The 25,782-nt window shown below is 40.7% G+C and carries 18 protein-coding genes; 2 read left to right on the forward strand and 16 right to left on the reverse strand.

The window, feature by feature from the left end; all coding sequences use genetic code 11:
- Positions 1–193: 193 nt before the first annotated feature.
- The 3 genes from pckA to DBR43_RS24425 form a co-directional block, all read right to left on the reverse strand.
- Entirely contained in the window at positions 194–1,798 is a 1,605-nt protein-coding gene (gene pckA, locus DBR43_RS24415; RefSeq protein WP_124585748.1) for a phosphoenolpyruvate carboxykinase (ATP), read from the reverse strand.
- 145 nt (positions 1,799–1,943) lie between these two features.
- Positions 1,944–2,297 carry a translation initiation factor gene (locus tag DBR43_RS24420; protein ID WP_124585750.1) on the reverse strand — a complete coding sequence of 118 codons (354 nt, stop codon included), beginning with the start codon at positions 2,295–2,297 and terminating at the stop codon, positions 1,944–1,946.
- Positions 2,287–3,177 (reverse strand): diacylglycerol/lipid kinase family protein, encoded by an 891-nt coding sequence (locus DBR43_RS24425; RefSeq protein WP_124585752.1) that lies wholly within the window; start codon positions 3,175–3,177, stop codon positions 2,287–2,289. The genes DBR43_RS24420 and DBR43_RS24425 overlap by 11 nt, the downstream gene beginning before the upstream one ends.
- 231 nt (positions 3,178–3,408) lie before the next feature.
- On the opposite strand from DBR43_RS24425, the gene metK reads away from it, so the two are divergent.
- The gene (gene metK / locus DBR43_RS24430; RefSeq protein ID WP_124585754.1) at positions 3,409–4,659 is read left to right on the forward strand and encodes a methionine adenosyltransferase; all 1,251 of its coding nucleotides are present in this window, start codon (positions 3,409–3,411) and stop codon (positions 4,657–4,659) included.
- Between the two features lie 119 nt (positions 4,660–4,778).
- On the opposite strand, the gene DBR43_RS24435 is transcribed toward metK, so the two are convergent.
- Positions 4,779–5,312, reverse strand: a complete 534-nt coding sequence (locus tag DBR43_RS24435) for an ExbD/TolR family protein (RefSeq protein ID WP_124585756.1) — start codon at positions 5,310–5,312, stop codon at positions 4,779–4,781.
- Between the two features lie 101 nt (positions 5,313–5,413).
- Here DBR43_RS24435 and DBR43_RS24440 point away from each other — a divergent pair, with 101 nt between their 5' ends.
- Entirely contained in the window at positions 5,414–5,761 is a 348-nt protein-coding gene (locus tag DBR43_RS24440; protein ID WP_124585758.1) for a hypothetical protein, read from the forward strand.
- A gap of 180 nt (positions 5,762–5,941) precedes the next feature.
- On the opposite strand, the gene DBR43_RS24445 is transcribed toward DBR43_RS24440, so the two are convergent.
- The 12 genes from DBR43_RS24445 to DBR43_RS24500 all read right to left on the reverse strand — a co-directional run bounded on the left by DBR43_RS24445 (position 5,942) and on the right by DBR43_RS24500 (position 25,720).
- Positions 5,942–6,817, reverse strand: a complete 876-nt coding sequence (locus tag DBR43_RS24445; RefSeq protein WP_158622590.1) for a discoidin domain-containing protein — start codon at positions 6,815–6,817, stop codon at positions 5,942–5,944.
- Between the two features lie 32 nt (positions 6,818–6,849).
- A complete protein-coding gene (locus DBR43_RS24450; protein ID WP_124585762.1) occupies positions 6,850–8,541 on the reverse strand; it encodes a LamG-like jellyroll fold domain-containing protein in 1,692 nt (563 codons plus the stop codon).
- 13 nt (positions 8,542–8,554) lie between these two features.
- A complete protein-coding gene (locus DBR43_RS24455; protein WP_124585764.1) occupies positions 8,555–10,486 on the reverse strand; it encodes a M60 family metallopeptidase in 1,932 nt (643 codons plus the stop codon).
- A 6-nt stretch (positions 10,487–10,492) separates the two neighbouring features.
- Positions 10,493–12,208 carry a LamG-like jellyroll fold domain-containing protein gene (locus DBR43_RS24460; protein WP_124585766.1) on the reverse strand — a complete coding sequence of 572 codons (1,716 nt, stop codon included), beginning with the start codon at positions 12,206–12,208 and terminating at the stop codon, positions 10,493–10,495.
- 11 nt (positions 12,209–12,219) lie between these two features.
- On the reverse strand, positions 12,220–13,863 hold the full coding sequence (locus DBR43_RS24465; RefSeq protein ID WP_124585768.1) for a DUF5008 domain-containing protein: 1,644 nt from the start codon (positions 13,861–13,863) through the stop codon (positions 12,220–12,222).
- A gap of 42 nt (positions 13,864–13,905) precedes the next feature.
- Complete coding sequence (locus DBR43_RS24470; RefSeq protein ID WP_158622591.1) at positions 13,906–14,625, reverse strand: fasciclin domain-containing protein; 720 nt, start codon at positions 14,623–14,625, stop codon at positions 13,906–13,908.
- A gap of 76 nt (positions 14,626–14,701) precedes the next feature.
- Positions 14,702–16,210 carry a RagB/SusD family nutrient uptake outer membrane protein gene (locus tag DBR43_RS24475; RefSeq protein ID WP_124585772.1) on the reverse strand — a complete coding sequence of 503 codons (1,509 nt, stop codon included), beginning with the start codon at positions 16,208–16,210 and terminating at the stop codon, positions 14,702–14,704.
- Positions 16,211–16,226: 16 nt separating this feature from the next.
- Positions 16,227–19,376, reverse strand: coding sequence for a SusC/RagA family TonB-linked outer membrane protein (locus DBR43_RS24480; RefSeq protein WP_124585774.1), 3,150 nt, complete (start codon positions 19,374–19,376; stop codon positions 16,227–16,229).
- A gap of 34 nt (positions 19,377–19,410) precedes the next feature.
- The gene (locus DBR43_RS24485; RefSeq protein ID WP_233603192.1) at positions 19,411–20,445 is read right to left on the reverse strand and encodes a DUF5007 domain-containing protein; all 1,035 of its coding nucleotides are present in this window, start codon (positions 20,443–20,445) and stop codon (positions 19,411–19,413) included.
- A 13-nt stretch (positions 20,446–20,458) separates the two neighbouring features.
- Complete coding sequence (locus DBR43_RS24490; protein ID WP_124585776.1) at positions 20,459–21,136, reverse strand: hypothetical protein; 678 nt, start codon at positions 21,134–21,136, stop codon at positions 20,459–20,461.
- A 47-nt stretch (positions 21,137–21,183) separates the two neighbouring features.
- Positions 21,184–22,725 carry a RagB/SusD family nutrient uptake outer membrane protein gene (locus DBR43_RS24495; protein WP_124585778.1) on the reverse strand — a complete coding sequence of 514 codons (1,542 nt, stop codon included), beginning with the start codon at positions 22,723–22,725 and terminating at the stop codon, positions 21,184–21,186.
- Between the two features lie 28 nt (positions 22,726–22,753).
- Positions 22,754–25,720, reverse strand: coding sequence for a SusC/RagA family TonB-linked outer membrane protein (locus DBR43_RS24500; protein ID WP_158622592.1), 2,967 nt, complete (start codon positions 25,718–25,720; stop codon positions 22,754–22,756).
- Positions 25,721–25,782: the final 62 nt, after the last annotated feature.

Below are 25,782 nucleotides of genomic sequence, written 5' to 3' on the forward strand. Positions count from 1 at the left end.
ATTGTTGTAAGAACAAATTTATAACTTTGATTTTAATTCCAAATTAAATAATCGTTAGTTCCTTCCCTTTGAGACATCTCCCCCCTGTCCGTATCGGCGTATATTAAAAAAGATTGTCTCGGTGTGGAGACAATCTTTCACAATTAAAACTAAAAAAAAATTGAAATGCAAATTTTTGAGCAAAAAAAATGCTTTAAGGTGCGTTTTCGACAACTTTAGGGAATGAAGCAAGCATTTCGTCACTTGCAAAAGCTTCAAACTGCTTAAAATTGTTGACAAATGCCAACGCAAGTTCATTTGCTTTCTGGTCATATTTTTTTCCGTCTTCCCAGGTATTTTTAGGATGTAATATTTCTGATGGAACGCCTGGACATGCATCTGGAATTTGTAAACCAAAGACCGGATCTGCGTTAAAGCTTTCTTTCTCCAGCTCGCCTTTTAAAGCAGCCGTTATCATCGCCCTGGTATAAGCCAGTTTCATCCTTTTTCCAACACCATAAGCACCACCGCTCCATCCGGTATTCACCAACCAGACATTTACGTTGTGTGCACGCATCTTTTCACCAAGCAATGAGGCATACTTTGTTGGATGTAAAGGTAAAAAAGCCTTACCAAAACAAGCGGAAAACGTCACTTGTGGTTCTGTAACCCCCGCTTCGGTACCTGCAACCTTAGCCGTATAGCCTGAAATAAAGTGGAACATTGCCTGTCCAGGGCTCAATTTCGAAATTGGTGGCAATACACCAAATGCATCAGCAGTAAGGAAAAATATGTTTTTAGGTACTCCCGCAATAGAAGGGGCAACTGCGCTTTCTATATAATGGATCGGATAAGCGACCCTTGTATTTTCGGTTTTATCAATATTACTGAAATCCACGTTACGCGTTCCGGGAAAATAATTGGTATTTTCCAATAATGATCCAAACTTAATTGCTTTAAAAATCTGCGGTTCTTTCTCTTCGGTAAGGTCCACACACTTGGCATAACAACCACCCTCAAAGTTGAAAATGGTTTCTTTACCCCAGCCATGCTCATCGTCTCCGATAAGTCCTCTTTCAGGATCTGCAGAAAGCGTTGTTTTTCCCGTTCCCGACAATCCAAAGAAGATGGCCGTGTCACCCGCCTCGCCTACATTCGCAGAACAATGCATAGACAACGTATTCCTTTGTTCAGGAAGAATAAAATTAAGCACTGAAAAAATTCCTTTTTTTATTTCACCGGTATAACCTGATCCTCCGATAAGGATCATTTTCTTAGAGAAATTCAATAAAGAGAAATTTCCCTGGCGTGTCCCGTCAACCGCAGGGTCTGCAAAAAAAGTTGGCGCAGCAATGATGGTCCATTCCGGTGTTTCCACAACTTCTTCCTGCTGAAATCTTAAAAACAGGTTATTTGCAAACAAATTCTGATAAGCAGTCTCTGTAACTACCCTGATCGTAGTTTTATAACTCTCATCTGCACAGGCGTAGGCATCCCTTACATAATATTTCTGCTGATTAAGATGCGTAGTTACCTTCTCAAGCAGGGCATCAAAATTTTCAGGGCTAAATTTAATATTTATATCTCCCCACCAAACCGAGTCTTCTGTTAGTTCATCGCAAACAATAAATCTGTCTTTTGGAGAACGACCGGTAAATTTACCTGTATCAATTGCCAATGCTCCGGTATCGGCAAGGGTTCCTTCTCCATTTTTTAAGGCCTCTTCAACCAATTGTGCTACATCAAGCTGGTATAAGGATTGATCTGAATTTAAATTCAAATAGCTCAAATCCGGCTTAAGCGTAAGTGCTTTGCTCATAAATAAATAAGTTAGTGAGGCAAAGTTATACAGATAAAAAGGGAAAAGCAGTGCTTTTGCAGGAAAAATTTTACTTATTGTGCCGCGTACACTAACATAAAAACTACTGACAATCAGTTATTTACAAAATAATAATGACGATTTATCAGCCTCCTGATTTTTTGACTTTATATCCTTCTTTTTGAAGAAGAAGTAAAACTTTGTCCCTAAAATCGCCCTGAATCAGGATCTCGCCGTCTTTTGCAGCCCCCCCTACCCCACATTTGGATTTTAACATTTTAGCCAATGTCTCCAATGCGTCTGTAGTCCCGATAAAACCAGTAACCAGTGTTACTCCCTTTCCGCCCCGGTTTTTTCTGTCCAGCATCACCCTTAGGTCTTGTTGTTGGTTAGGAAGCGGCTCATTTACATCTTCGGTTTCTGATTCATATATAAAGGAAGGATCTGTAGAAAACATAATCCCGCCAAAATCATTCAATATTTTCTTTTTAGCTTTCATAATCAGGTGTAATGATGTTTAATGACAATGGTGCAATGGAAACATTGATTTCCTTCCCCATAAAAAAAGGTTCCCCATCAATATGAATGGCATCGTTAGACATTCTCTGGATGCGGATTTCCCTTCCCTGAATGATCTCGACCATTTTGGACTGATCAGTGGAAGCATTCAGCATATGGTAAGCCAATACCGGGATTTTATATATTGGAAACTCTTTAATGATGCAAACATCCAATAAACCATCAGTAATCGACGCATTAGGTGCAATATGTGCATTATTTCCATATTGAGAAGAATTGGCAACGCTCACCACAAATGCTTTTCGGATATATTCCTTACCATCTATATATATATGGTAGGTCTGTGGTTTATAGTCGATCATTTCTTTAAACCCAAGTTTCAGGTATCCTGAAAGCCCTCTTGATTTATTCCCGGCAAAAACAGAACTGATATGCGCATCAAAGCCCATCCCCGCCATATTAAAAAAACACTTGTCATTAAACCTTGCAGTATCAATTACCCTTACTTTACAATCATTGATCACTTTAATGGCCTGGGTGGTATTCATGGGAATTTTCAGGAATCTTGATAAACCGTTCCCGGAACCAAATGGAAGAATCCCAAGAATCTTATTTTGTTGCATCACCTTGGTTCCGATTTCATTAATTGTTCCATCTCCCCCAACAGCAACGATGATGTCGAAATTTTTACTCGCCGCTTCTTCTGCAATTTCAGAAGCATGACCAATATACTCCGTAAAGCTATAGTTCGCGTTAAATTTGGAACGATCCAAATTTGCATCGATTAGCCCCGGGATCTTCAGCTTATCCTTTCCTCCTGAGATGGGGTTGATAATAAATAAAATATTCGATTTCGACAAAATACTGGTTTAAATACGGTACAAAATAATTGATATTTTTTGACTATTTGAATATATATAGTAATTTTGCAACATTAAAGTGGACTGATTTGCGATGCTATCATCAAAAATAGCGGGATTGCAACCACGTAAAAAAAAGTGCTAACCTATTATTCACTTCATTTTACGACCTGTTTTGCAGGATCAGAGGCCATTTTATATAATTGTTTATCACAAAATTAATTATTTAAGATGTCATATTTATTTACATCAGAATCTGTTTCCGAAGGTCACCCAGATAAGATCGCAGATCAAATCTCCGACGCATTAATTGATAATTTCCTAGCTTTTGACGCAGAGTCAAAGGTTGCATGTGAAACACTTGTTACAACTGGTCAGGTTATTTTAGCTGGTGAAGTAAAATCCAAAACTTATCTTGATGTGCAGCAGATTGCACGTGATGTAATCAGAAAAATTGGTTATACGAAAAGTGAGTACATGTTCGAAGCGAACTCTTGCGGAATTCTTTCTGCAATACATGAACAATCTCAGGACATCAACCAGGGTGTAGACAGAAGTAGTAAAGAAGAACAAGGTGCAGGTGATCAGGGAATGATGTTTGGTTATGCAACCAACGAAACTGAAGACTATATGCCTTTAGCACTTGACCTTTCTCATAAACTGCTACAGGAACTTGCTGCCTTAAGACGCGAAAATAACGAAATCACTTATTTACGCCCTGATGCCAAATCACAGGTAACCTTAGAATATGATGATAACAACAAGCCTGTCCGCATTGATGCCATTGTAATTTCTACACAACATGATGATTTTGATGAAGAATCAAGCATGCTGGCAAAAATCAAAACAGATCTTGTGGCTATTCTAATCCCAAGAATCATTGCTAAATATCCTCAATACGCACATTTATTTAATGATGCGATTGAATACCATATTAATCCAACCGGTAAATTTGTGATCGGTGGACCACATGGTGATACCGGACTTACAGGCCGTAAAATCATCGTAGATACTTACGGTGGTAAAGGTGCACATGGTGGTGGTGCGTTCTCAGGAAAGGATCCGAGTAAAGTGGATAGAAGTGCAGCCTATGCTACACGTCATATCGCTAAAAACCTGGTAGCTGCAGGTGTTGCAGAAGAAATTCTTGTACAGGTGAGTTATGCCATTGGTGTAGCTAAACCAATGGGAATCTACATCAACACTTATGGAACAGGAAAAGTAAACAAAACAGATGGCGAAATCGCTAAGATTGTAGAAGGTTTATTTGATATGCGTCCTTACTTTATTGAGCAACGCTTAAAATTAAGAAATCCTATCTATAGCGAAACTGCGGCTTATGGTCATATGGGTCGTAAATCTGAGACCGTTACTAAAACTTTCAGAACGCCAAACGGAGAAGAAAAAACAGTAACTGTAGAATTATTTACCTGGGAAAAACTTGACTTCGTAGATAAAGTAAAAGCTGCATTTGCACTATAAGCATTAAAATCACATTTAAAAAGGGCTGAATAAACAAATTTATTCAGCCCTTTTTCTTTTTAACCCAGCCCCGAAGAAGAATCGGCCACTGCTATAACATTATCCGCAAACTTCAGCATTTACAAGCCAAATCTGGCCAGTAATGCAGCGTCTTCATTCAATAAATGACCATCATCGATCAGGTAAGATTTAACGTCGCTGATCTTCATTTCATCCAATGCATCTACAAAATTTTTATAGGTAGACTTTTCAGTGGGCTTAATGATCACCACCATAAACTTCGACGGGTCATTACCATGTGTCTTCGCAATAGCCGACTTGTTCCTGCTCAAGACCTCATGGATCGTAGTAAAGGTCGCTTTTTGAGGTTCCGACTTTCCTGCTTCGCCCCTATACCAAACGATATGATTTCCCTTTCCCAAAAGTAACGTAACTGTACGTGAGGCCGGATAAGGCTGACTGGGCACATTAATTACCGGCTTGGCAATCTCCATTGCCTGAGACTTAGACAAGGACGTAGTGAGCATAAAAAAGGTGATTAAGAGAAAAGCTAAATCTACCATTGCAGTCAGGTCTACTGAAGGTACTGCTTTTCGGGTTCTGTTTTTTCCTTTCATGGCCTGGCCATTTTGAGGAACGTTTAAGGTTGCCATTGCGCTAAGTTTTAATCATGATGACAAATAGCTCCCGATTGCATAAACAAAAAACCTTTTTCTTATCCCGTTGTTTAATTAAGTATAAAACATCAATCATTATGGAACAGCCGATAGAAATGAATACACTTAGCCAGATTTTAGAAAAATTAAGGCAAAAAGGCCTGGATAACGAAATCAAGATGACAGATCATGGTAAAATGCAAGGTGTTGGCGTCAATAAGATTTACAATCCGGAAGATTTGTCTATTATAAAAACATACCGTTTTGAAGGAGCTTCAGATCCAGGTGATAATTCTGTTCTTTATTTATTAGAGGATAAAGACGGGCAAATCGGATATATTTTAGATGCCTATGGCATGTACAGTTCACAAGAAGGAGCTGGGTTCGATGACTTTTTAAAGAAAATCCCTACTGCAGACAGAGACCTTCAGGAACTATTTACATAGTAGAATTATAAAACGCAAAAGGCCAATCAATGATTGGCCTTTTGCGTTTTTAAGCCTTGTCTTTCATGGCACTTATGCCTAGAACGATCATACCATCAATGATGGCTAACACTAAGATTACCCATTCGTAAAGCTGCATATATTTTATTTTTTAATCATATAAAGCGGATGGACAATAGTTTATTGTCTTGCGTAGGCTTCAAAATTGCCAAGACAAGGATATGGAGAGCCCAATAACAACGTAATCTTAACATACCGGATGGCAGTTGCAGGACTAACAGCAAAAACCTGTTCGGTGGTTATTTTTGGATTAAATGTCTTATCTGTTCCCCCCCCTATATTGGTAAAACCAATTCCATCTACGCTTCCTTCAATCTTAAATTGGGTAAAGCCCTGATTTCCGTCATTATGCGCATTTAAACCCACCTTAGTAATCTTAATGGCCTGTTTCAGGTCAACAATTAACCAATGAGGGTAAGGATAAATTGGATCAAGATTATAATCTGACTGCCAAAAAGAAGGAGCTGAAGGGTTAGTGATACTTTTTATATCAACTGCATCCACAATATTCATAGCCCCATTTAGCTCTTCATCGGGGTTGTTAATTTCACTAGATGCTGTAGCAGTCCATCCCGTTTTGGCTAGCTTAGCTTCTGGCTTTTGAACTGGCAACACCCCCATCAACCTTGTTGTCAACAGCTTACTTCCAGTATTTGAAATGGCAACGGAGAAGTTGGTCAGCTCAAAAATGGGAATCGTAACTGTACCATTTGCGGCCACATTATTGTCAACCAGTGTTTCCTTGTTAATGCCATCAATTGTGTACTTAAATTTTAAGGTAACTGCTTTTTTCGAGGCATTTACCCATACAAACTTTGCGCCTTCCAATACCGGAAAAATCTCAATACTGGCAGCTACCGTTTGGTAATTAGGGTCCTCAGGAACCCCTACGGAAACCTCGGGAGCCTCAACCGCGGGGACTACCGGGTTCTTTTTACAAGCGGTAAAAAGGGCAATCAGTAATATACCCGTATAAACTCCTTTTATCTTAATCATTTTCATCTTCATTTAAATTTGTAAATGGGCAGTTATTTGATAAACTCGACTTCAAAATTTGAAATCCATGAAACTCCATCCAGTCCCCAGCCAGATATAACAGGCACTTTTAACCAATAAAAAGTAAGGGCAGTCACGTCAGCTCCAGTTGCGATAACAGACAAAGTCCCATCGGTAATATTCTGAGGGCTCCTGCTAACAGGAATATCATTTCCTAAAGCATCCCAGGTACCGCTTCCCTTCATCAGAAAGTTATAACCTATCGGTGCCGTATTACTGATCACTGCACCTCCCCCGTCGTCAAGAGGCCAATAGCCAATCAGATTTGCATATTTCGGATGTTTAGTTACATCCTTTAGTGCGATGTTATCTTTAACCGTAGCCGCGTCCAAGGCAACGTTGAAGTATTCAATATCTGCCGCATAAAAATCCAGATTACTGCTGCCATCGATATTTTTATGCCCGATAGTTAATGGACCAGTAGTGCTTAAATCTTTTGCTGCTGTAATATTTCCGGTAGCCACCTGTAAGCCATCCGTGTAAAGTGTAGCTGTTCTCACACCACCGCTAAGTTTTACGGTCACAGTAATGGTGTGCCATTTTCCATCAAAAACGGCATTTCCATTGATCTGATTTTTACCGGTTCCACCATTTGCAGAGCCACCAAAAATTACCGAATATTTTGTTCCGTCCTGCATCATTGTCCAGCCGGTAGTAGTTCCACCAGAAACGCCGGTACTTTTTGAGAAAAAGCCAGGATAAGAATTACCAACATTCGATTTAACCTGCAACTGCAGCGTAAAGTCCTTGTCTGTTCCGGCATTATACAACCCGTTGTCATTATTTACAGTGGCAAAAGTCGAGGTCCCTTTGAAGTGCATCGTATTAAACCCTTCTTTTGAAACCCCTTTTTCTTTGAAGCTTGGATTCGAGCAGATCAAAAACCCAGCCTTAGGATTACTTTCATCACCGCCCCGGTTAGTGGTCACAATAATCAGCCAATCTTCTTTAGTGTAATCTTTACGCTTTTTCAGCGCAGCGACCATCTCGCCAACATAGCCATCTATTTTTTCAATGGCAGCTTTATAAGCGGGCGCATCCGCTGCAAATCCACCTGCTTTGCCAGCGGCTTTTACATCCCTAAAATCAACAAAGACCATTCTTGCATTGTTATTCTGCAGGATGTTGATCGCAGAATCTTTAACCAAAGCATCGGTAGCGTTTAAAATACGATGATCTGAGTGGATCACATATTTATTTAACGCCGCGTCTGTTGTGATGGTAACCGTTTTAAACTCCGGCCTTACATCAAGCATTCTGGAGAAAACTGAAGGATAGTTGGTAATCACCGAATGGTCGTCATCACCACCATTATGCGGAATATAGGTATCATCAGCGATTTTATGTTTTGCCGAAGACACACCGGTAAGCATACTTGCAATAGATCCACCATCAGTAGGAACAGCATCTCTCAACGCCGTAAAGCTATATTTTCCTGTTTTAATCAGCGCGGCTATACTTGGAGGATTGATTGTTTTAATATCTGCACCTGCTGCCCCATCAATGTTTATAACCAGGACCTTCCTTGTGGCCAGCCCAGTTCCATTATCCCCGTACTCTTCAAACACCTGGGGTGGGTTTTCATATCTTTTACAGGCATTAAAAACAGTTGCACTGATGATTAGGGCTCCCGTAAATAGCAATGTATTTTTTAGTTTCGTCATGGTTTAGAATGCATTAAGGTTGAATAATATTAAGCTCGGCAAGAGCTGCATTGCTATTATTTGCCCAGTTGTTCTTAATTACAATTTTATAATATCTGTTCGCTATCGTTGCCGGGAAGTTGTAGTTGCTCCTTGCTCCTGCTGCACTTCCAATCTGGAAAGTTCCAATGCTCACCCAATCAGTATTGTTTTCACTTTTAAACACTTCAATATCTTTTGGAACCTGACCGCTACTTGATCTTGCGACAAAATACATGCCCTTAGCTGATTTAGAAGAACCTAAGTCTAAAAGCAAGGTATATGGCATCGTACCAAAAGGTGCTGAAGACCAACGGGAATGCCAGAAAGTAACATTACTACCATCGATCATTGCAGAAGCCCGGCCATTTGTCGCACCTTCTCCAGTTAATTCCTCTGAACTGGTTGTAATCTTAATTGGATCATATTTTTCCGTTCCGCCGGTTTTCGTTACCGGATTATAAGTCCATATTTTTTTATCCAGCAAGGGGAACATCTTTCCTATCCGGATTGTAGATTGTGAACTTAGCGCGATGCCCCAGGATTCAAAGAAAGGTCTTAAATCTATCTTTGAGTATTCAGAAAAACGCTCATAAACAAAGTCGTGCTTGTCAAGATCTGTGTTTGAAAAACGCTGTGCATGCCTGGCTGCCGTATACAAATAAGGCATCGCATCGTAACCATAAATTCCAAAAATCTGAAGGAAAGGGACCATCCTGGCAAATGGATCATTTATCGCGGCTACCGAACCGTCAAAATCCTTGGTCCCGGCAGTTGCAGCAAAAGCAAGAGCAGGTTTCAGCCAGTCCACTCCATGCAGAAGCCCGAAATTCACGCCATTTCTGTTGGCTACCTTGAAATTGAAAAGATTATTGGTGGTTTCACCCAGCGTGCTCCAGCTCCACATAGAAATCTGCTGACAATTGTGTCCAAATTCGTGGTAAGTACCCCAGTTTGCACCATGTAACAACTGATCTATGCTAACAACGCTATTGAACCATTCGTCGTCCATAGTCGCAACTACCGGCCAGCCGTTATGTCCATATCCTACCGAAGGTTGAATATCCAGCACCTCTCTCCAGGCTCCCTGAGGACTCCTGTCTCTGTCATCGGCCGGATTATCAGAAAGGCCCATCCATTTATTGTAATCAAGCTCAAAAACATCGTTCCATGCGGTCATCAAAGCTGTCGGATCGGTTAAAGGTTTAGCTGAAGCAAAATTTCTGATCAGAAAATCCCTTGGAATGAGAAAAACAATACGTTTACTACGCATTTCCAGCCATGGAACGGTAGATGCTTTCACTTCTTTAATCCAAGCATCATTGATGCTTTGTCCCAGCACAAAATCAGGAGATTTTACAGCTCCTGTAATGGAAAACTCAATCGGTTGCGGGATACCGAAAGCAGCGTTGATATAAATGGTTCCTCCATACAAGTTTCTAACATAATTGTCTCCGGGATACAGCTGTTTGTGCATCACAATGATCGGGTCCCGCTTTAAATTTAACTGACCGGTAAGGTTATCCGTATGCCCCCCTACCTGTACACTTAAACCGTTAACACCTGCTGGAACAACAATTTTGATCAACTCTCCGGCAGGGGCGTAAAATCCTGTGCTGAACTGAGGAAATGGTGCAGACTGTATCCGCAGCAGGTAGGAATTGGATGCTGAAAAATTTAGGTCCAGCGTAAATCTGACATCTTTTACTCTTGGTTCAGTTGCTTCAACCATACCTGGAAAAATACGTGCTCTGGAATAAAGTGACCGGTCTACAACGGCCATTGCGGTATCTACAGTCTGCTGACTTTCTGCAGTACTTGGTTTATTAACACCATCATCAAAACTGTAACGGTATTTTTTGCACGAGGCCAAAGTAAGTACACCTACAAATGCCAGTATTGTATTAGAAAAAATAGTACTTTTCATATCTGGTTAAGGTTTAATATCTGAATAAATAGGGTTCCAGGCTTTACCATCAAGATTCCAGGAAAGTGGGATAGAAATTCCCAGCCACTGGTACAGCTCGAATGGTATATCGACATTGTTGGGAACCAATCTGAAATAAGAATCGTTAATTTCCGGACACAATAACGATCCTGCATCACTAAAATTCTCCCATACCGGACTACCACCCATCAATAAATCCTTTCCTTTTCCACTGATATCTTTTATTGTGGTACCAGTACCTTCGTTCAATGGCCAGTATCCAATAAGATTCCCATAATGTGGATTTGTCGGGGCAACAATGGTCTTACAACTGTAATTGCTGATCTCCTGTGAAGTTAAGGCAACATTGTAAACCTGTAAACTATTAACAAGCACGTTCGCACTTGTATTTCCATCTCCTGCATTATAACCAATCTTGAATGGAGCCGTATTGTTCATGTTATTGGTACTCATGTCTCTTTCCGTATTTAATACTCCGTCCGTATACACACGCACCTTCTTATTGGTACCATCAAAAACTGCGGTAAGCTTATGCCATTTGCCATCGGAAACTACGCCTCCCTGTGCCTGATTGGCAACGGAAGAATTAAGGGTCCACTTATCGAACTCCAAAAACATATTCCACCCGGCACCAGTAAAACTGGCGGCGCGTTTAGATAAAAATGTAGGGTAGATGTATGACCCTTCTTTACTTTTAATTAGCAGTTCTATCGTATAATTTCCATTCACACCAAAGTTATAGGCATTTACATCTGTAACAATTGCCGTAGGCCGTTCCGTATAATTAAATTGTACGCTTGCCCCCACATAAGGAATCTGGTCAGAGTTAGGCTTAGGAATAAATAAAGTACTAAAACGAGGGTTATAGAATATCACAAAATTGTTCCTGGTTTGGTCTCCGTACTGAGTAAGGTCTGTACTGGCTGGATCTGCTGTAATTACCCCCCCCTTATTTGAAGCAATTACCACCAGCCAGTTCTCGTTTGAGAAAGTCTTTCTGCTGCTTAATGCCGCCATGATCTCTCCTATGTAATTGTCGATCTGAAGAATGGCATTTGCATATTCCGGTGTATAGGTTTCGTAGTTTGAAGCCTTTGCTGCTAATTCTGCACTATGGAATTGACCAACAACAAGAGCAGCGTCCCCATTCATTAACTCCTCCTTAACGGCGTTCTTAACAGATACATCATTATTTTCGAAATTCTGACGAACGGTTGCATCTGCTGAAAAATTAGCATTAAATGCGCCTGAAGCTGCTATAGAAATCGTTCTTAATTTAGCGTTAGCTTGCTTTAAGCGGGTAAATACACTTGGATACGCTGTAAGCTTATTACCCGCAAAATCTTCAGAAATGACCCCATGTTTATCACTACCAACACCTGTAATCATACTTGCCCAGGCACCGGCATTTGTCATGGTATTTTTATTGTAATCATTTAAAGCATCCAATGCATAAATGGAATTTTTAGTAATTCTTGCAATATTAGGAGGGTTAATACTCTTTATTGCCCTTCCTCTTGCACCATCTACTATGATATACAATACTTTTCTTGTTTTAGCGCTAATACCCACTGTATCATTACCGGAGGCATCTTTTAAACGGCTTGGAAAATCTTTATTACATGCCGATATCGCGGCAATGAACAATACAGTAGCTGCAATTGCTGTAAATCGATTAATATTTGTAGTTATCTTGTTCATGTCTGTTCTGTTTATGGTTTGATCTCTACCCGTACTATATTTCCTACTCGTTTATTATCGAATTTTGTGAAATCCCCGACCAGTAATACGGCAGGATAACCTAATGTAGAAGTGGTTTGGATCATTCTTGAAATCCGCCCCTGGAAAGCTCCGGTATTGTTACAGCCTGGAGCTAAAGTTCCATCCTGACCAAGGATCATAAACCCTTGTCTCACCACGCCGCTATAGCCGCTAAAATCACCGGAAACAATCACTTTACCATTATTCAACTGAGCAGCAAAGTTTGGAGCACCTCCAACCAGCTGACCAAACTTAAAGCTCTCGTCTACAGATCCATTTGAGTTTAACATCACCACGCCGTTGCTGGCTTTTCCATTGTAGCTCCTGAAACTCCCGGATAGTATAATTCTATTGGTTGTTTCATTGTAATTGATGGTAAATATGGCACCATCCGCACCCGTGCCTGAAGAAAAGGTCGGGTCGATACTTCCATCGACGTTAATCCTTACAATATTTTTTGCCGCAGTCCCGTTGAAAGTTGAAAAACTTCCAACTGCCACAATTTTACCATCGCTTTGCATATAAGCACCGTAAATTGGTCCGTTTGTTCCTGCATAACTTTGTTTCTTAACAGGATCGAAATTATAGGCTGAATCCAGATCTCCGTTTTCTTTTAACTGAGCAATCTGAGCCATTCTGGTGATATCTATTACCTTGGCATCTTTAGTCGAACGCGGATAGAAATATTTTACATAAAAATCAAAACTTCCAAGCAGGATCGTCTTGTCACCCCTGACAAAACTCTTTGCAATACCTCCAAAGAAATTTCCGGCATTAATGCTACTGATCACCCCTCCATTAAAAGCAGGAACTGTGTCTAAACTCAAATCAGGCTTATTAGGTCTTGGGTTGATGAGCTCAACAGACATAGAATCAAGTGAACCATCGGCATTTAATCTGGCTACCCCGTTAGTTCCTGGTGTTTTATTGAATGAACTGAATGAGCCCGAGATCATGTATTTTCCGGAAGACAGACGGCTAATGTTTTGAATAGGTCCATCTGATCCTCCTCTGAAAAGGGAACTTTTATAGGCCCCATCATTAGCGATTTCAACGATTCTGTTGATAGGCGTAGAAGGAGCCTGGTTTTCAAAATTCGTAAACCCGCCTACCAAAATGTAGCCCCCGGCAGAAGTCGCAACAATATCATTAATCACTGCGTTTGTTCCGTTCACGGCTTTGAAGCCCGGATCTATCGTCACCTTACCCTGTACGGTAAATTTAGGTCCAAAGAAAGATTGGCCTTCCAACAAAAGTGTGGTACCACCAGTACTTGCGTTTTGTGGGATTTTCACGGTAATGGAGGTATCCGTTACATTAATAATATCGGCCTTAGTTTCATTAACAAGGAATTCCAGTTTCTCTTTAAACTTCATTACCCCCCGAACCTTAAAAGTAACTTCATCGCCCGGTGAGCCGGCACTCGGGTCGGCATCTGCTTCAGAAAACTTTACACCAAGTGCTTCTTTTCCCCCTTTGTAGGGGTCATCCCGGAAAACCTCCTGTTTTGAACAGGAACTGCCAATGCCCACAAAAAGCAATAAAGCGAGTTTTACGAGGCTGAGTCTTGTATATTTTATATTGATTAAAATCATAAGTCTTATTAAAATAATCTTGTTTAACTGATATGAACAACCCTATTCATTTGCTTTCGAAATACCGGCTGACTTGGCTGAGGTGATAAACCGTTTCCTCTCGAAATCAAGAGAATGCCCCTGATAACGAAGTACATGTATTACTCCATTTGTCGGCTGAATATCTGAAGTAGCAACCGGGGTATGAATTAACCCGATTTTGGGATTAGAAAAATCCGGAATAAAAGACAATATCAGCTGACGGTAGCCCACATACTTTATTCCATTTGCATTATTATATAACACCCCGATATTCATTGAACGCCCGCCATAGGAAGCATAGCCCTGTCCTTTAAAAGCAGCTAAATCCAGGGTATCGATCTGAGGGATATCTTTTAAGACATACGATCCTTTGAAGATGTACTTCGAAAAAACTTCCTTCCATACTTCGGGTTTAATCTGTGTTAATTTAGATACAGTATCCCTGCCATCACTTCTTAAATCCTCATTTAACCATTTCACAGCTTTGTGTATGCAGGAATTGGCGGGAGCAAAAAAAGTGATGTTCTCTTTTTCAAACACCTCATTCATTCCGGCTGCATCAATGGCCATTACCAGACTATCAAAGAGTACAGGCTTAGATTTAAGGTATTGCAGGATGGTACCATTGTATTTGGCGTTATGAACACCAGTATCCACAAAATAACTATCCTTCGAACAGGATAGGAGTATACAGCACATTACACTTAGTATAGCCGCACTTGTTTTAATTATCTTTAACATATCGTTTTTCATCAAAATATATTTGTTTTTAACGGTTATGGAACCTGTATAAGCTGATACAGGTTTCATTCTAATATTATTTCCAATAGCTGTTCAGGACCATATAAGGATTGTCAATCAATGCACTTTTATCTATAGGCCATGCCCAGGCGCCTGCTTTAAAAGCTTCTACAGATATTGGGTTAAAACAATATTCCTTGTCCAATACCTTTTTGGTACGTACCAGGTCATAATAGTAATGTCCTTCACCCATCAGTTCGCGACAACGTTCATAAAATATGGCATCTTTCAGTTCCTTACCACTCTCGGTAACCGGCGTAGCCACGGCTCTGGCACGGATTAAATTCAACGACGCTTTAGCACCATCCTCATTCCCCAGCTCAGCCTGTGCTTCTGCTCTCAGCAAAATGGCGTCTGGTAACCGGAATACAATCAAATCATCATCAGGAAGCACATCTTCTCCTTCAGCAGCAAATATGTTCACAAACTTCAGCAACTCCCACCTACCGTCTGTTGCGTAAATAGTTGCCGGATCAAACCAGTACTCGCCGCGTTTATCTGGTGTGCCTGACGGATATAGTTTCGCCATGAACTTGGAGTTATAATAGATGTAACTTTTAGTAATTGACTTTACCGGCTTATGAGGATAGTGCAATACCATATCTGTAAAAGTATTGTAGAGGTAATTTCCTGTTGAATATTCACCATAGTTCAGACTCCGCAACACTTCGAAAAGGCTTTCTTTAGTACGCCCTTTAAAGATCTCTTTAGTTCTGGTAATAGGAAGCAACTCGTAGCTGTTTGTGCTCATGATTTCTTTGCCCAATTCATCAACGGCGGTATAATAACCTGCTTTATCGCCTTCAGTAAACCCGGCAGCCCACATATTCATGTGCATCATTAAGGCGATGGCACTTCCACGCATGGCCCTGATCCCAACAATTGACGGATCTTCATAGGTCCAGGGTAAATCGTCCTTAACTGCTTTCATATCGGCAATACAATTATTGAGCACCTCCACCATTTTCATTCTAGGTAAAGCAGCCTGGTTATAAGCTTTGGTATAATAAGGGATATCTCCGAATTGACGAACCATAAAGAAGTAAGCCAGGTTCCGCAGAAATACAGCTTCAGCACGGTATTTCTTCCGCTGTTCTACACTAAGCACTTCTACCTTATCTGCTTGCACATATAAAATATTGGCTGCCTGAACCATCTTGTACCAATTACTCCATTGCGTTAAACTTTTGTAGTTAAAAATATCCTGATAATAACCGGTACTATTTATCAGGAAGGAAAGAGAATTGGTGGTAATCGCTGTAATATAGCTGCGGCCCAGCCCAGGAGTCTCAATAGCAGGACTACAACGCAGGTCGCCGGTTGTGGCAAAATAAGGAGAAGACAGGGTATTCTCTCTAAACTGATTATAGATCCCGGTAGTAAAGGCCTCTACATCTTTCTGATTTTGCCAGTAATTGTTCCCAGATAAGTTATCTATAGGGGTTACATTTAAGTATTTTTTACACCCGGAAAAGGTGATGGATCCGGCTGTTAAAATAATGGCTGTAAATAAGATACGTTTCATAAAACCCATTTTAATATTAGAATTGAACATTAAGACCAAAAGTATAGGTACGGGGATTCGGATATCCTTTTGAGGAATCTCTACCCAGATCAGTAACGGTTTCAGGACTCGGACCTGAATAGTTAGAAAAAGTATAGATGTTATATGCCGTTCCGTAAACACGAATAGACGTGGCTCCGAACTTCCTGGCGTATTTCTTGTCAAAATTATAAGCAAGCGTAGCCTGTTGCAGTTTTACATAAGAACCGTCCTCCTGAAACAAGGTCTGGTCAAACCGGAATGGCCTGTATACTGAATAACGGGTATAATCATAAGGATTTGGATAAGTTGCCTTATCTCCTGAATTTTTCCAATACTCATACTGTTCCAATGGTACTAAAGAATTTAAAGCAAGTGGATTTTCGAAACTTTGAAAACGTGAAGAAAGGGCATTGTTTAAGACATCTCTTATTAAAGTAAAAGATCCGGTAACACTTAATGAAAAACCGCCGTATTGCATGTAAGATGTAAAACCTCCCGTGATTAGTGGCTGTGAATTTCCTGCTCCAACCAAATCGTTGTCGTCAAGAATATAGTCACCATTAAGGTCAGTCCACATCGGATCCCCTCCTCTGAAATAGGTACGGCGGTCAATTACTGACCCTGCACGATACCTTAAGCCAGTTAAGGGGTCAACCGGAACACTCAAATCTGTAGCATAAACACCTCTTGTATTTAATAATACGTTAGTTAGACTGTTTTTTCCAACACGGTAAAGAATGTTCTGGCCTGTCTCAGCATCTTTTATTAAAAGCTGACTTGCATTGTCAGGCAGATGCACCACTACATCTCTGTTAAGCGATGCATTTAAACTTACGTTCCATTTTAATTTGCTATTTGCAGAGAGAGGCCGGGCATTCAAAGTGAGCTCGTAACCATAATTTACCATACTCATCTCGTTGGTTTTTACCTTACCGAATGCATTAATATTGGAGATATTTTTTTCCCGCAGCATGTTGTCTACCTGCTTGTAGTAAGTTTCAAAAACAAATCCGAATTTATTGTTCAGGAATCCTGCTTCAAAACCAGCATTGTATTGCGTGGTAGTGGTAGGCGTTAATGTCGTATTAGGAACCACACCCAGATCGAGATTTACCGTAGGCAGCTGATTGTAATTACCTCCGGCCACATATTTTCCGTAAACATCATAAATATTCCCTGTAGGAACGATGTTCTTTCCATAACTGGCACGAATTGATCCATAATCTAACCAGCTTTCCGCAGAGCGAAGCCAATTCTCCTTATAAAAATTCCATCTTGCTGCAACTGAAGGGCTTTTTGAATACCCGGCATCAGGACCATTTGTAGAAGAACCATCGACCCTGTAAGTTAAGTCCAGCACATATTTCTGATCGTAATTATACGAGAATGAGCCGGCAAGAGAGGCAGATCTAAAATTGCTGAGGTTATTCAGTGTACCACCTTTGGAATTGAACCAATCTGAACCCAAAGGTCCTTTTACCTGATCATTAGGTGTACTTACCTGCTGAGAAACATCAGCCCTGAAGTTTGTAGAATTCAGTTCTGAAAATACTGCAGCATTAAAGTTATGTTTTTCCGCAACCTGCTTTACATAAGAAAGCCTGGTTCTGTTATACAACGTGTTTTTACGATCGAAATAATTATAAACTGAATCGACGCCGGCACTCTGACCACCCGGTGTAAATCGGTCTTTCGCCTGTGTGATGTAGTTGAAACTAAATGAACTTGATGCCCGTAATCCTTTTACAACTTCATATTCCACGTCAATATTGGTGGATACATTGATGGTCTTATTGTCGTCGTCGGTATTCAATGTATTTAATAACCCACTTGAAGCAGTAAATAATGAAGGCGCCGGCAGTAAAGAAGACGATGAACCAGATTCCGACAAACCAGTCTGACTTAAACTGTTTCCTCCTCCCGAACTGCTGTTGGCCATCACGTTATTTAAAGAGGCCAATAACTTGAATTTCTCATTTGGCTGGTATTGGGCATTCATATTGAGGTTGTAGCGTGTAAAAGCGGTGTTTTCAACGATACCTTTTTTATCGAAATAGCCCCCGTTCACTTTATAGTTAAACTGCTGATCTCCTCCTGAGATAGACAAGTTATGCGTTTGATTAAACGTAGTCCGATAAAACAGCTTTTGCCAGTTAGTAGAATTGTTATAAAAAGCATTTAAGCTATCTGCCAGAAAAGGATTTTTATTGATGGAATTCAAGCCATGATAAAAATTAGTATCATTTTTTAATATCTGATCAATCCGCATCATACGCTCTCCCCTTCCTCCGATTACCGATTTTAGTTCAGGTGGGGTATCAACCGTAAAATTTGAAGTGAATTGAACAATAGGAACCTTTGAATTCCCTCTTTTTGTAGTGATCAAAACAACACCATAAGCACCTCTGGAACCATAAAGCGAAGTTGCCTGTGCATCTTTTAAGACCTCTATCCGTTCAATATCCTCTACTGGGATTAAGGAGATCGGACTAATTCCGGGACCCGCAGACTCAAACCCATACGAATAATCGGTATTGTCATCAATAGGAATACCATCTACTACAAATAACGGAGAGGTTGGCGTTAGAAAAGCATTATCTCCTGACCCGGAAACATTCAGATTGGAAATCCCTCTGATAGTCATTGATCCCCTCATCCCTGGCGCGCCATTATTGTTCTGAATATTTAAACCTGCAACTTTACCCTGAAGCAACTCCATTACGTTGGCAACAGGAACATCCTGGATATCTTTAGCGGTAATAATCACACTTGAACCTGTTGAAATCTCTTTCGTCTTTTTAGCATAGCCGATGATCACCTGTTCTTTAAGCGCATTTACAGATTCCTCCATGCTGATGTCTATCGTTGCACTTCCCGACACTTTTCTGAACACTGTTTTATAGCTCAGATACCGGAAGGTAAGCTCAGTACCAGGGCTTACGCTTAGGCTGTATCTCCCATTACCATCAGTTTGACCAAGAGGGGTTTGGGATTTGCCTGAAGTGATGACTACTCCTGGGATAGGTTTTTTATCTGCCCTATCAATTACAGTTCCTTTAACTACAATATTCGTTTGCTGTGCTGTTAACCGGCCGTTAAAGCCAAACAACACGAACAAAGAAAATATTACGACTGTATATCTCATATTAAGTCTTATATAAATTGGAAACTCCATATTATTAATCATTAGTAAATTTTGGACGTTCTCCGGTAAACCAAATGATGATCTCCCAGTTGCCCTTTTCATAGATTGAAAAATCAAGACTTAAAGAAGCCTCCTCGCGAATGTTGCCAAAACCCTGTCTTTCATACTTGAAAAGCGTATGCGCTCTGTTACCTGCCACATTCGTATATGGAGTTTGAAAGGCGACAAGAGGGATTGGATAAGCCACATTATACGTTACAGATTCGTTGGTTTTCACCATGTTGAAGCCATGGACAAGCTGATCCCATTTAGTGAGGTTGAAGCCATTTGGATCTATGGGCTTAAAAAGGGAATCTACAAATCTGAACTTTAAAGAATTGCTTCCCCCGCTTACCTTATTAAACAAGACGGTAATGTCATCGTAAAAAAGTCGTTGATTTGTTCTGGCGCCACGCATATTACTGATGCTACTAGGGATTACGCCAATATACCTGGAGAGACCTGTAATAGGATCCAAGACGGATGGCTCAAAAGGATGTTCTTTTAACGGCATGAGCTTAAGGTCCCTGAAATACCTGCGCCCGCCGGTGTTAGACATTTCCACATCGAAAACATATCCTGAATCCGGTTGCGTTTTGAGAAGTGTTGACGTTGCTGCAGACCACATCAAAAACTGGCCGGAATGCTCTCTGATCTCAAAGAGAGGACGGTTTTCCATCTTCCGCTTTGCTTCTATTTCATCAATAGATTTTTCGGTACCCAGATAAGGCTGGCTCCATACCTGAACCGGAGTATTCTTTGTCAGTTCCGGAGCAGGCGACCCATCCCTGGTCCTCATATTGATGATCTTGAAGTTAAGTGGCTGTGAAGAAGCCCCGATAAAAAGATTGTCAGAAAAAAGGGTATTCCGACCCAATACCGGGCTGTAGACGGTTTGTGTAAAACGGGTGTCTAAGCCTATAGACTCCCGGTCCTCAGGCAAGCCTTTTTTGCAGCCTGAGCTTAGTATAAATAGCATCAGCACCATGAAGAAAGCGACTGATGATGTTAAAGGATCTTTTGTATTCATTATGCTCATCATCTTAATTATTAACACGGGTTACAAACTCGCCAAAGCCAAAATCATGTCCTGGAGACAATACATTTATGATGGCATTCTTTGTCTTAATGTTTACTGAATTGGTAGGCGTGCTCTCCCAATACCTCACGAAAATGGAATTCTTAGGATCGGTAAATGTGATCACCGCAGGGCCACCTCCCTTAAAACCCGATGCATCTGCCTTTTTGTAAAGAACATGCATGTTGTAATTATGAGCAATGCTTTTTACAATCAGCCCATCTGCATAATCCTGGAAATAAGAGGTATTGAACTCTCCACGGATAATGTACTTGCTCACCATGGTATCCAATTGTTTTACATCCATATTGGCGAGGTACAAGGGCGCTTTATTGATTCTTTTACGAACGGCATTTAAACTCTCTACAGAGGTCTGAAAGCTCCTGTTGGTCACCGCAAAAAAAGTAACCTTTTGATTTTTCAGAGAATCCTGCAATGAGGGTAACCGGTTAAGAACAAGCAAGAGGGAATCATATACCCCCGATTGCTGTGCCTTTAAGTATTCAAATGCATTTCCATCAAATTCCTTCAGGTCATTTTCATAATTATAATATTCGGATTCATTTTTCTTACAGGAAAACAACATGACACAGAGCAACATAGCCATCAGTATAGAAAAACCAGGTGTTTTTTTATTTCTCATTGATATCATCGGATTTGTATTTGGTGCTAATTCTTCTTTAGTTATTTTCATCTCCAATAGTTATTTTGTTCCAACTTACTGTTTGCATTAAGCACCTCTTTTGCAATTGGCCAGTATATTCCTTTTTGCTGAATCAGGTTCATAAATGCCGGATTGTTGTTTTGTATTTTATGGTATCTGATCAGATCGTACCAGCGCCAGCCCTCTCCCATTAACTCGCGTCTGCGCTCCGCAAAGATTTCGCTGATCAGGTCCTTGCCGGTTCCGTCATTGATCGTTTTCACACCTCGGTTTTTCTTAATGGTGTTTAGCAAGGTGATGGCGTCCTGCCGCTGGCCAAGTACGGCCAGGGCCTCTGCCCTAAGTAAAACCAATTCCTCTAAGCGGGTAAAAAGAATGTTTGAACTGTAAATGGCAAAATTTCCATTTGTTGAACCGCCTCTTAAAACTTTAATTTTACTGAAGACCGGGATCTCGCCGGTGAAATTCACAAAGTAGTTCGTTCTTGGAAGACCTGAAATGGTATCTAATCCAAAACGCTGATCGTTAAGGTCAGTAAATACAGATGCGATAGAATCTTTCGATACGTAAAGATCAGGCGTCTGCTTTGAAATGAGCGGAGATGCGAGTACCAATTGTTCGATATGCCCATTTGCAGTAGACTCCCCGTAAACATCGTTGAAACCAAAGGAAATCACCTGGCTATAAGACTGTCCATTAAAAATACCATCGGAAGCAGTCAATTGCGAAGTTGTGGAATAAGCAATGTTTGCCTTTGCGTAGTTGGTCATGATGAAGTCTGTATAAACAGAAACATCTATATAATGTGATTGCCAGGCAGCAATATGTGCCAGAACAGCATAAGCAGATATTTTGGTAAACAAAGCGCCTCTCCATCGGTCTACTCCATAACCGTAATAGGACCCCGGCAGGATCTCATCTCCCTCTGCCCCATAGACGTAAGGCAGATCTTTAGCCGCAGTAATCAATTCGGTTTCTGCATAGGCTAAAACTTTTGACTGATCAGTTTTAGGCTTATCCTCAAAGGTTCCGTCATGTGAAGCCGTAATTAAAGGAACATCGCCCCAGATGCGTACCATATAGAAATAGGCAAATGCCCTCAAAGCCCTTGCCTGTGCCAGGTCAGCCCTGAAATTGGGTTCGGTATAACGAATATCTGTTGCCCGTACTTCAGCAGCCCTTTCGATGAACAGACTTGCGCTATTGATCACCGCATAAAATGCCCTCCATGAGGTGAGTTTTTGCACCAGGGGGAAAGACGCTTTCAGGTTTTGATTGATGATTACTTTAAGATCAGACCTGCTGGAGGCCGTAAAATCTCCATTTCTCAATTCGCCCCATAACCAGTGCGCATTGTTCTCGGCCATCGCACTCCTCATCAGTGAATAACTGGCCATCAATCCTGATCTGGTATCCTGAAGCGAACTCCAGTGGGTGTCTTCATTAGAAAGACGGCTTGATTCGATATCAAGCATCTTTTTACAGGAGAAATGAAGGCCCGAAATTGCAACCAGCAAGATCAGTAAGCCTTTATTAAACCGGATATTTATTTTAAAAATAGATCTCATATGCTAATAATTTTATAACCTTATGCCTTTATAAATCAACTTTAATTCCCAGTGTATACGTTTTTGGGATAGACAGTCCGTATCCGGTGTATAGCCCGTTATATTCTATCAGCTCGGGATCGCTGCCGGAAAATGAAGTAACTGTCAACAGGTTGTTTCCCGTAACATATAGGTAAGCCCTTTTTATAGCCGTTTTATTTTTAAACAAAGCTGTTTTGGATAAATCATACCCCAGAGAGACTGTTCTCAATTTCGCATATGATGCATTCTCTAAGAACAGATCCTGCTCTAAACGGTAAGGCACAACACTGCTCCAGGGATTGTATGTCGGATATTTCGATACATCCGCATTGACTTGCCAGGAGAAAACCTCCCTAACGGAATTAATGTCATTCGCAGCTTCCCTGTTAATGAAATCATACTGTAAAGCAGCAGACTGATTTAAGGCTTTCTGCCCAACGGCATATATAATATCAACGTTCAATTTGAAATTGCCATAACGGAATTCATTTGACCAGCTGCCGGTTAGTTTAGGCATAGAATTTCCCTTTAATACCTTATCATCGCTGTTGATGGTAAAATCTCCGTTGATATCCTTCCATCTGGGATCACCAGCTTTAAGTGTCGTACCCTCGAAAGTCAGGCGCTGGTTAGTAGCCGGATTAATTGGTACTTCTGCATCAGCATTATAAATTCCCTGGTTCTCATAAATCCAGAAGCGGTCAATTGCTTCACCAACTTTTAATTTCCGATCTCCGATGATCAGTTCATTAAGTCCGTTCGGAAGAGATTTTAACGTATTTTTATTGAAGTTAAAGCCAAGCCCTGAGGTCCAGCCAAAATCCCTTCCAGTAAGAATATGCCCCTGAATACCCAAATCTATTCCGGTATTTCTAACTGCAAGCCCAGTGCTAAATTGACTGGCGAATCCTGTTTCTGCTGAAATAGGGCTGTTTAACAACATTCTCTTATCATCCTTAATGTAATAAGTGACAGATGCTCCCAAACGGTTTTTAAAGAATGAACCGTCAAAACCCACATTAAGCTGATCCGTATACGGCGATTTTATGTCGTACCCAACCCAACCCGAAGAATAAGGTCTGGATATTGTTGCGATGCCATTGTATCCCGGAATGGTTGGCTCCAGTGCCCAACCGGAATTACTGCGGTATTGCGGGCCAGCGGCGAATCTGTCATCGCTAAAAAGCTTTCCGATTCTGGACCATGAAGCATCCATATTCAGTTTATCAACCCAATTGTTTGCTTTTAAGAATTGATTTTTTAAACTCCAGCTGGCACTGAAAGCTGGTGCGATAAACCACCGGCTTCCTGGCTGTGAAGAGGAAGATCCATCATCACGAACCAACGCAGAAAACGTAAATAAATCTTTATAGGAATATTTTGCAGAACCGTATACTGAAAATAACCTGTTGTGAATTTTGTCGTTATATCTATATACCAGATAACCAACAGGTATCAGGTATTTATCCTTTTTCTTATCTCCTTCAACAACGTTAATCTTAATAAAGTCGTTTGGTCCATTATAAGCATTCGCATACCCATACTTGTGCAAATCATCCTGGATAGACTGACCAGCTTCAAAATAAATCTGATGATCTCTATTAAAATGTTTGGTATAATTTACGGCATTGTTGATCATGAACCGCTGGTTGTATCCGAAATAATTGGATACGTAATTGTTCCCTGCCATTAAAGTTGTTGGATAGAAAACATCCCTCACCCCCTCATTGTAATCAAAATTAAATGTTGAGATAAAGTTTACCGGCTTAAGGTCAAATTTCAATGACAGGTAGCCCTGAACCATTGTAGTCCGGTTGTCATCAATAGCTTTGTCATATTCATTGAGCAAAGATTGATAGGCAGTTTTCGAGGGCGAAATCGGGTTGTATAAATCAGGAATATACCTGGTTTCTGCAAAACGATCTCTCAGGTTACGGTTTCTGTCGCGATCCAGCCTGCTTGCATTTACCATGCTGGATACCGTTACCCAGCTAAACGGAGCCATATTGATTTGGAAGGAGGCCGCATACCGGTTTAACTTTGTATCATCAGAATTTCCTGCATTCTGAGTGGCTGAGCCAAAAAACCTGAAATTAGCCTTTTCCGAGCCACCGGTTAATCCCAAATCAGCCGAATATATTGCATGGTTTTTAGCATACAAATCACTCCATTTTGCCGGACCATAGTAATCGAGATTTGTAGAATCCCTTAAATAACCTACATAATTTAGATAATCGGACTGTGAAGCATATTTTTGATAAAACGGCTTCCGAAAGATGTTCTCGTACTGGGCATTTACAGTCTGAATATTACTTGCCTGTACCATACCAAAATAGGTGTTCACACTTAAATCCCTGTAACCGGATTTTGCTGCCTTGGTAGTAATCCAAATGGCTCCGTTAGCAGCATTAGGCCCAAGCTTAGCCAAAGCTGCCGGATCCTTAATCACTTCTATCGAGTTAATGTTACTGATATCAATTGAACTTAGTAAGTTGGTTGCAGGGCCGATTCTATTGTAATCATATTTTTGAATATCAAAAACATAGGCATTCTCCTGAATCATTGGAATTCCATTCAGGTAAACCATCGGCTGAAGCCTGTAAATGTCATTTTTACTAAATACAGGTGCTGAAAGTCCCCGGATAATCATGCTCTGCTCTGAACCAGGTTCGCCGCTGGTTTCCTGCACATACAGCCCGGCGATCTTGCCTTTCAACATTTGCTGAACAGAAACATGTGGATTTAATGCGGAGAGTCTTGCGTTCAGAGAATCCATTATTCCCTTTACCTGGCTCCGCCGATCAGCCAGAATAATTGTATCCAGCTTTTTTTTGGAAGTGTCGTCAGTATCTTGTCTGAAAAGAATACTGTTGTAATTCAGTGGAGCGGTATAACGCGCTTTTGCCTCCGTCTTTGACAAACAAAGCACAGAAAGCAAGACGGCAGAAATCATACTCGCAATAATTCGGACCATTTTCATTCGTATTAATTAATTATTAGACGGTTAGCTTATTAATTTTCTATTACTCAATAAAT

It is taken from the genome of Pedobacter sp. KBW06 (assembly GCF_003852525.1).
In the GTDB taxonomy this organism is placed as follows: domain Bacteria; phylum Bacteroidota; class Bacteroidia; order Sphingobacteriales; family Sphingobacteriaceae; genus Pedobacter.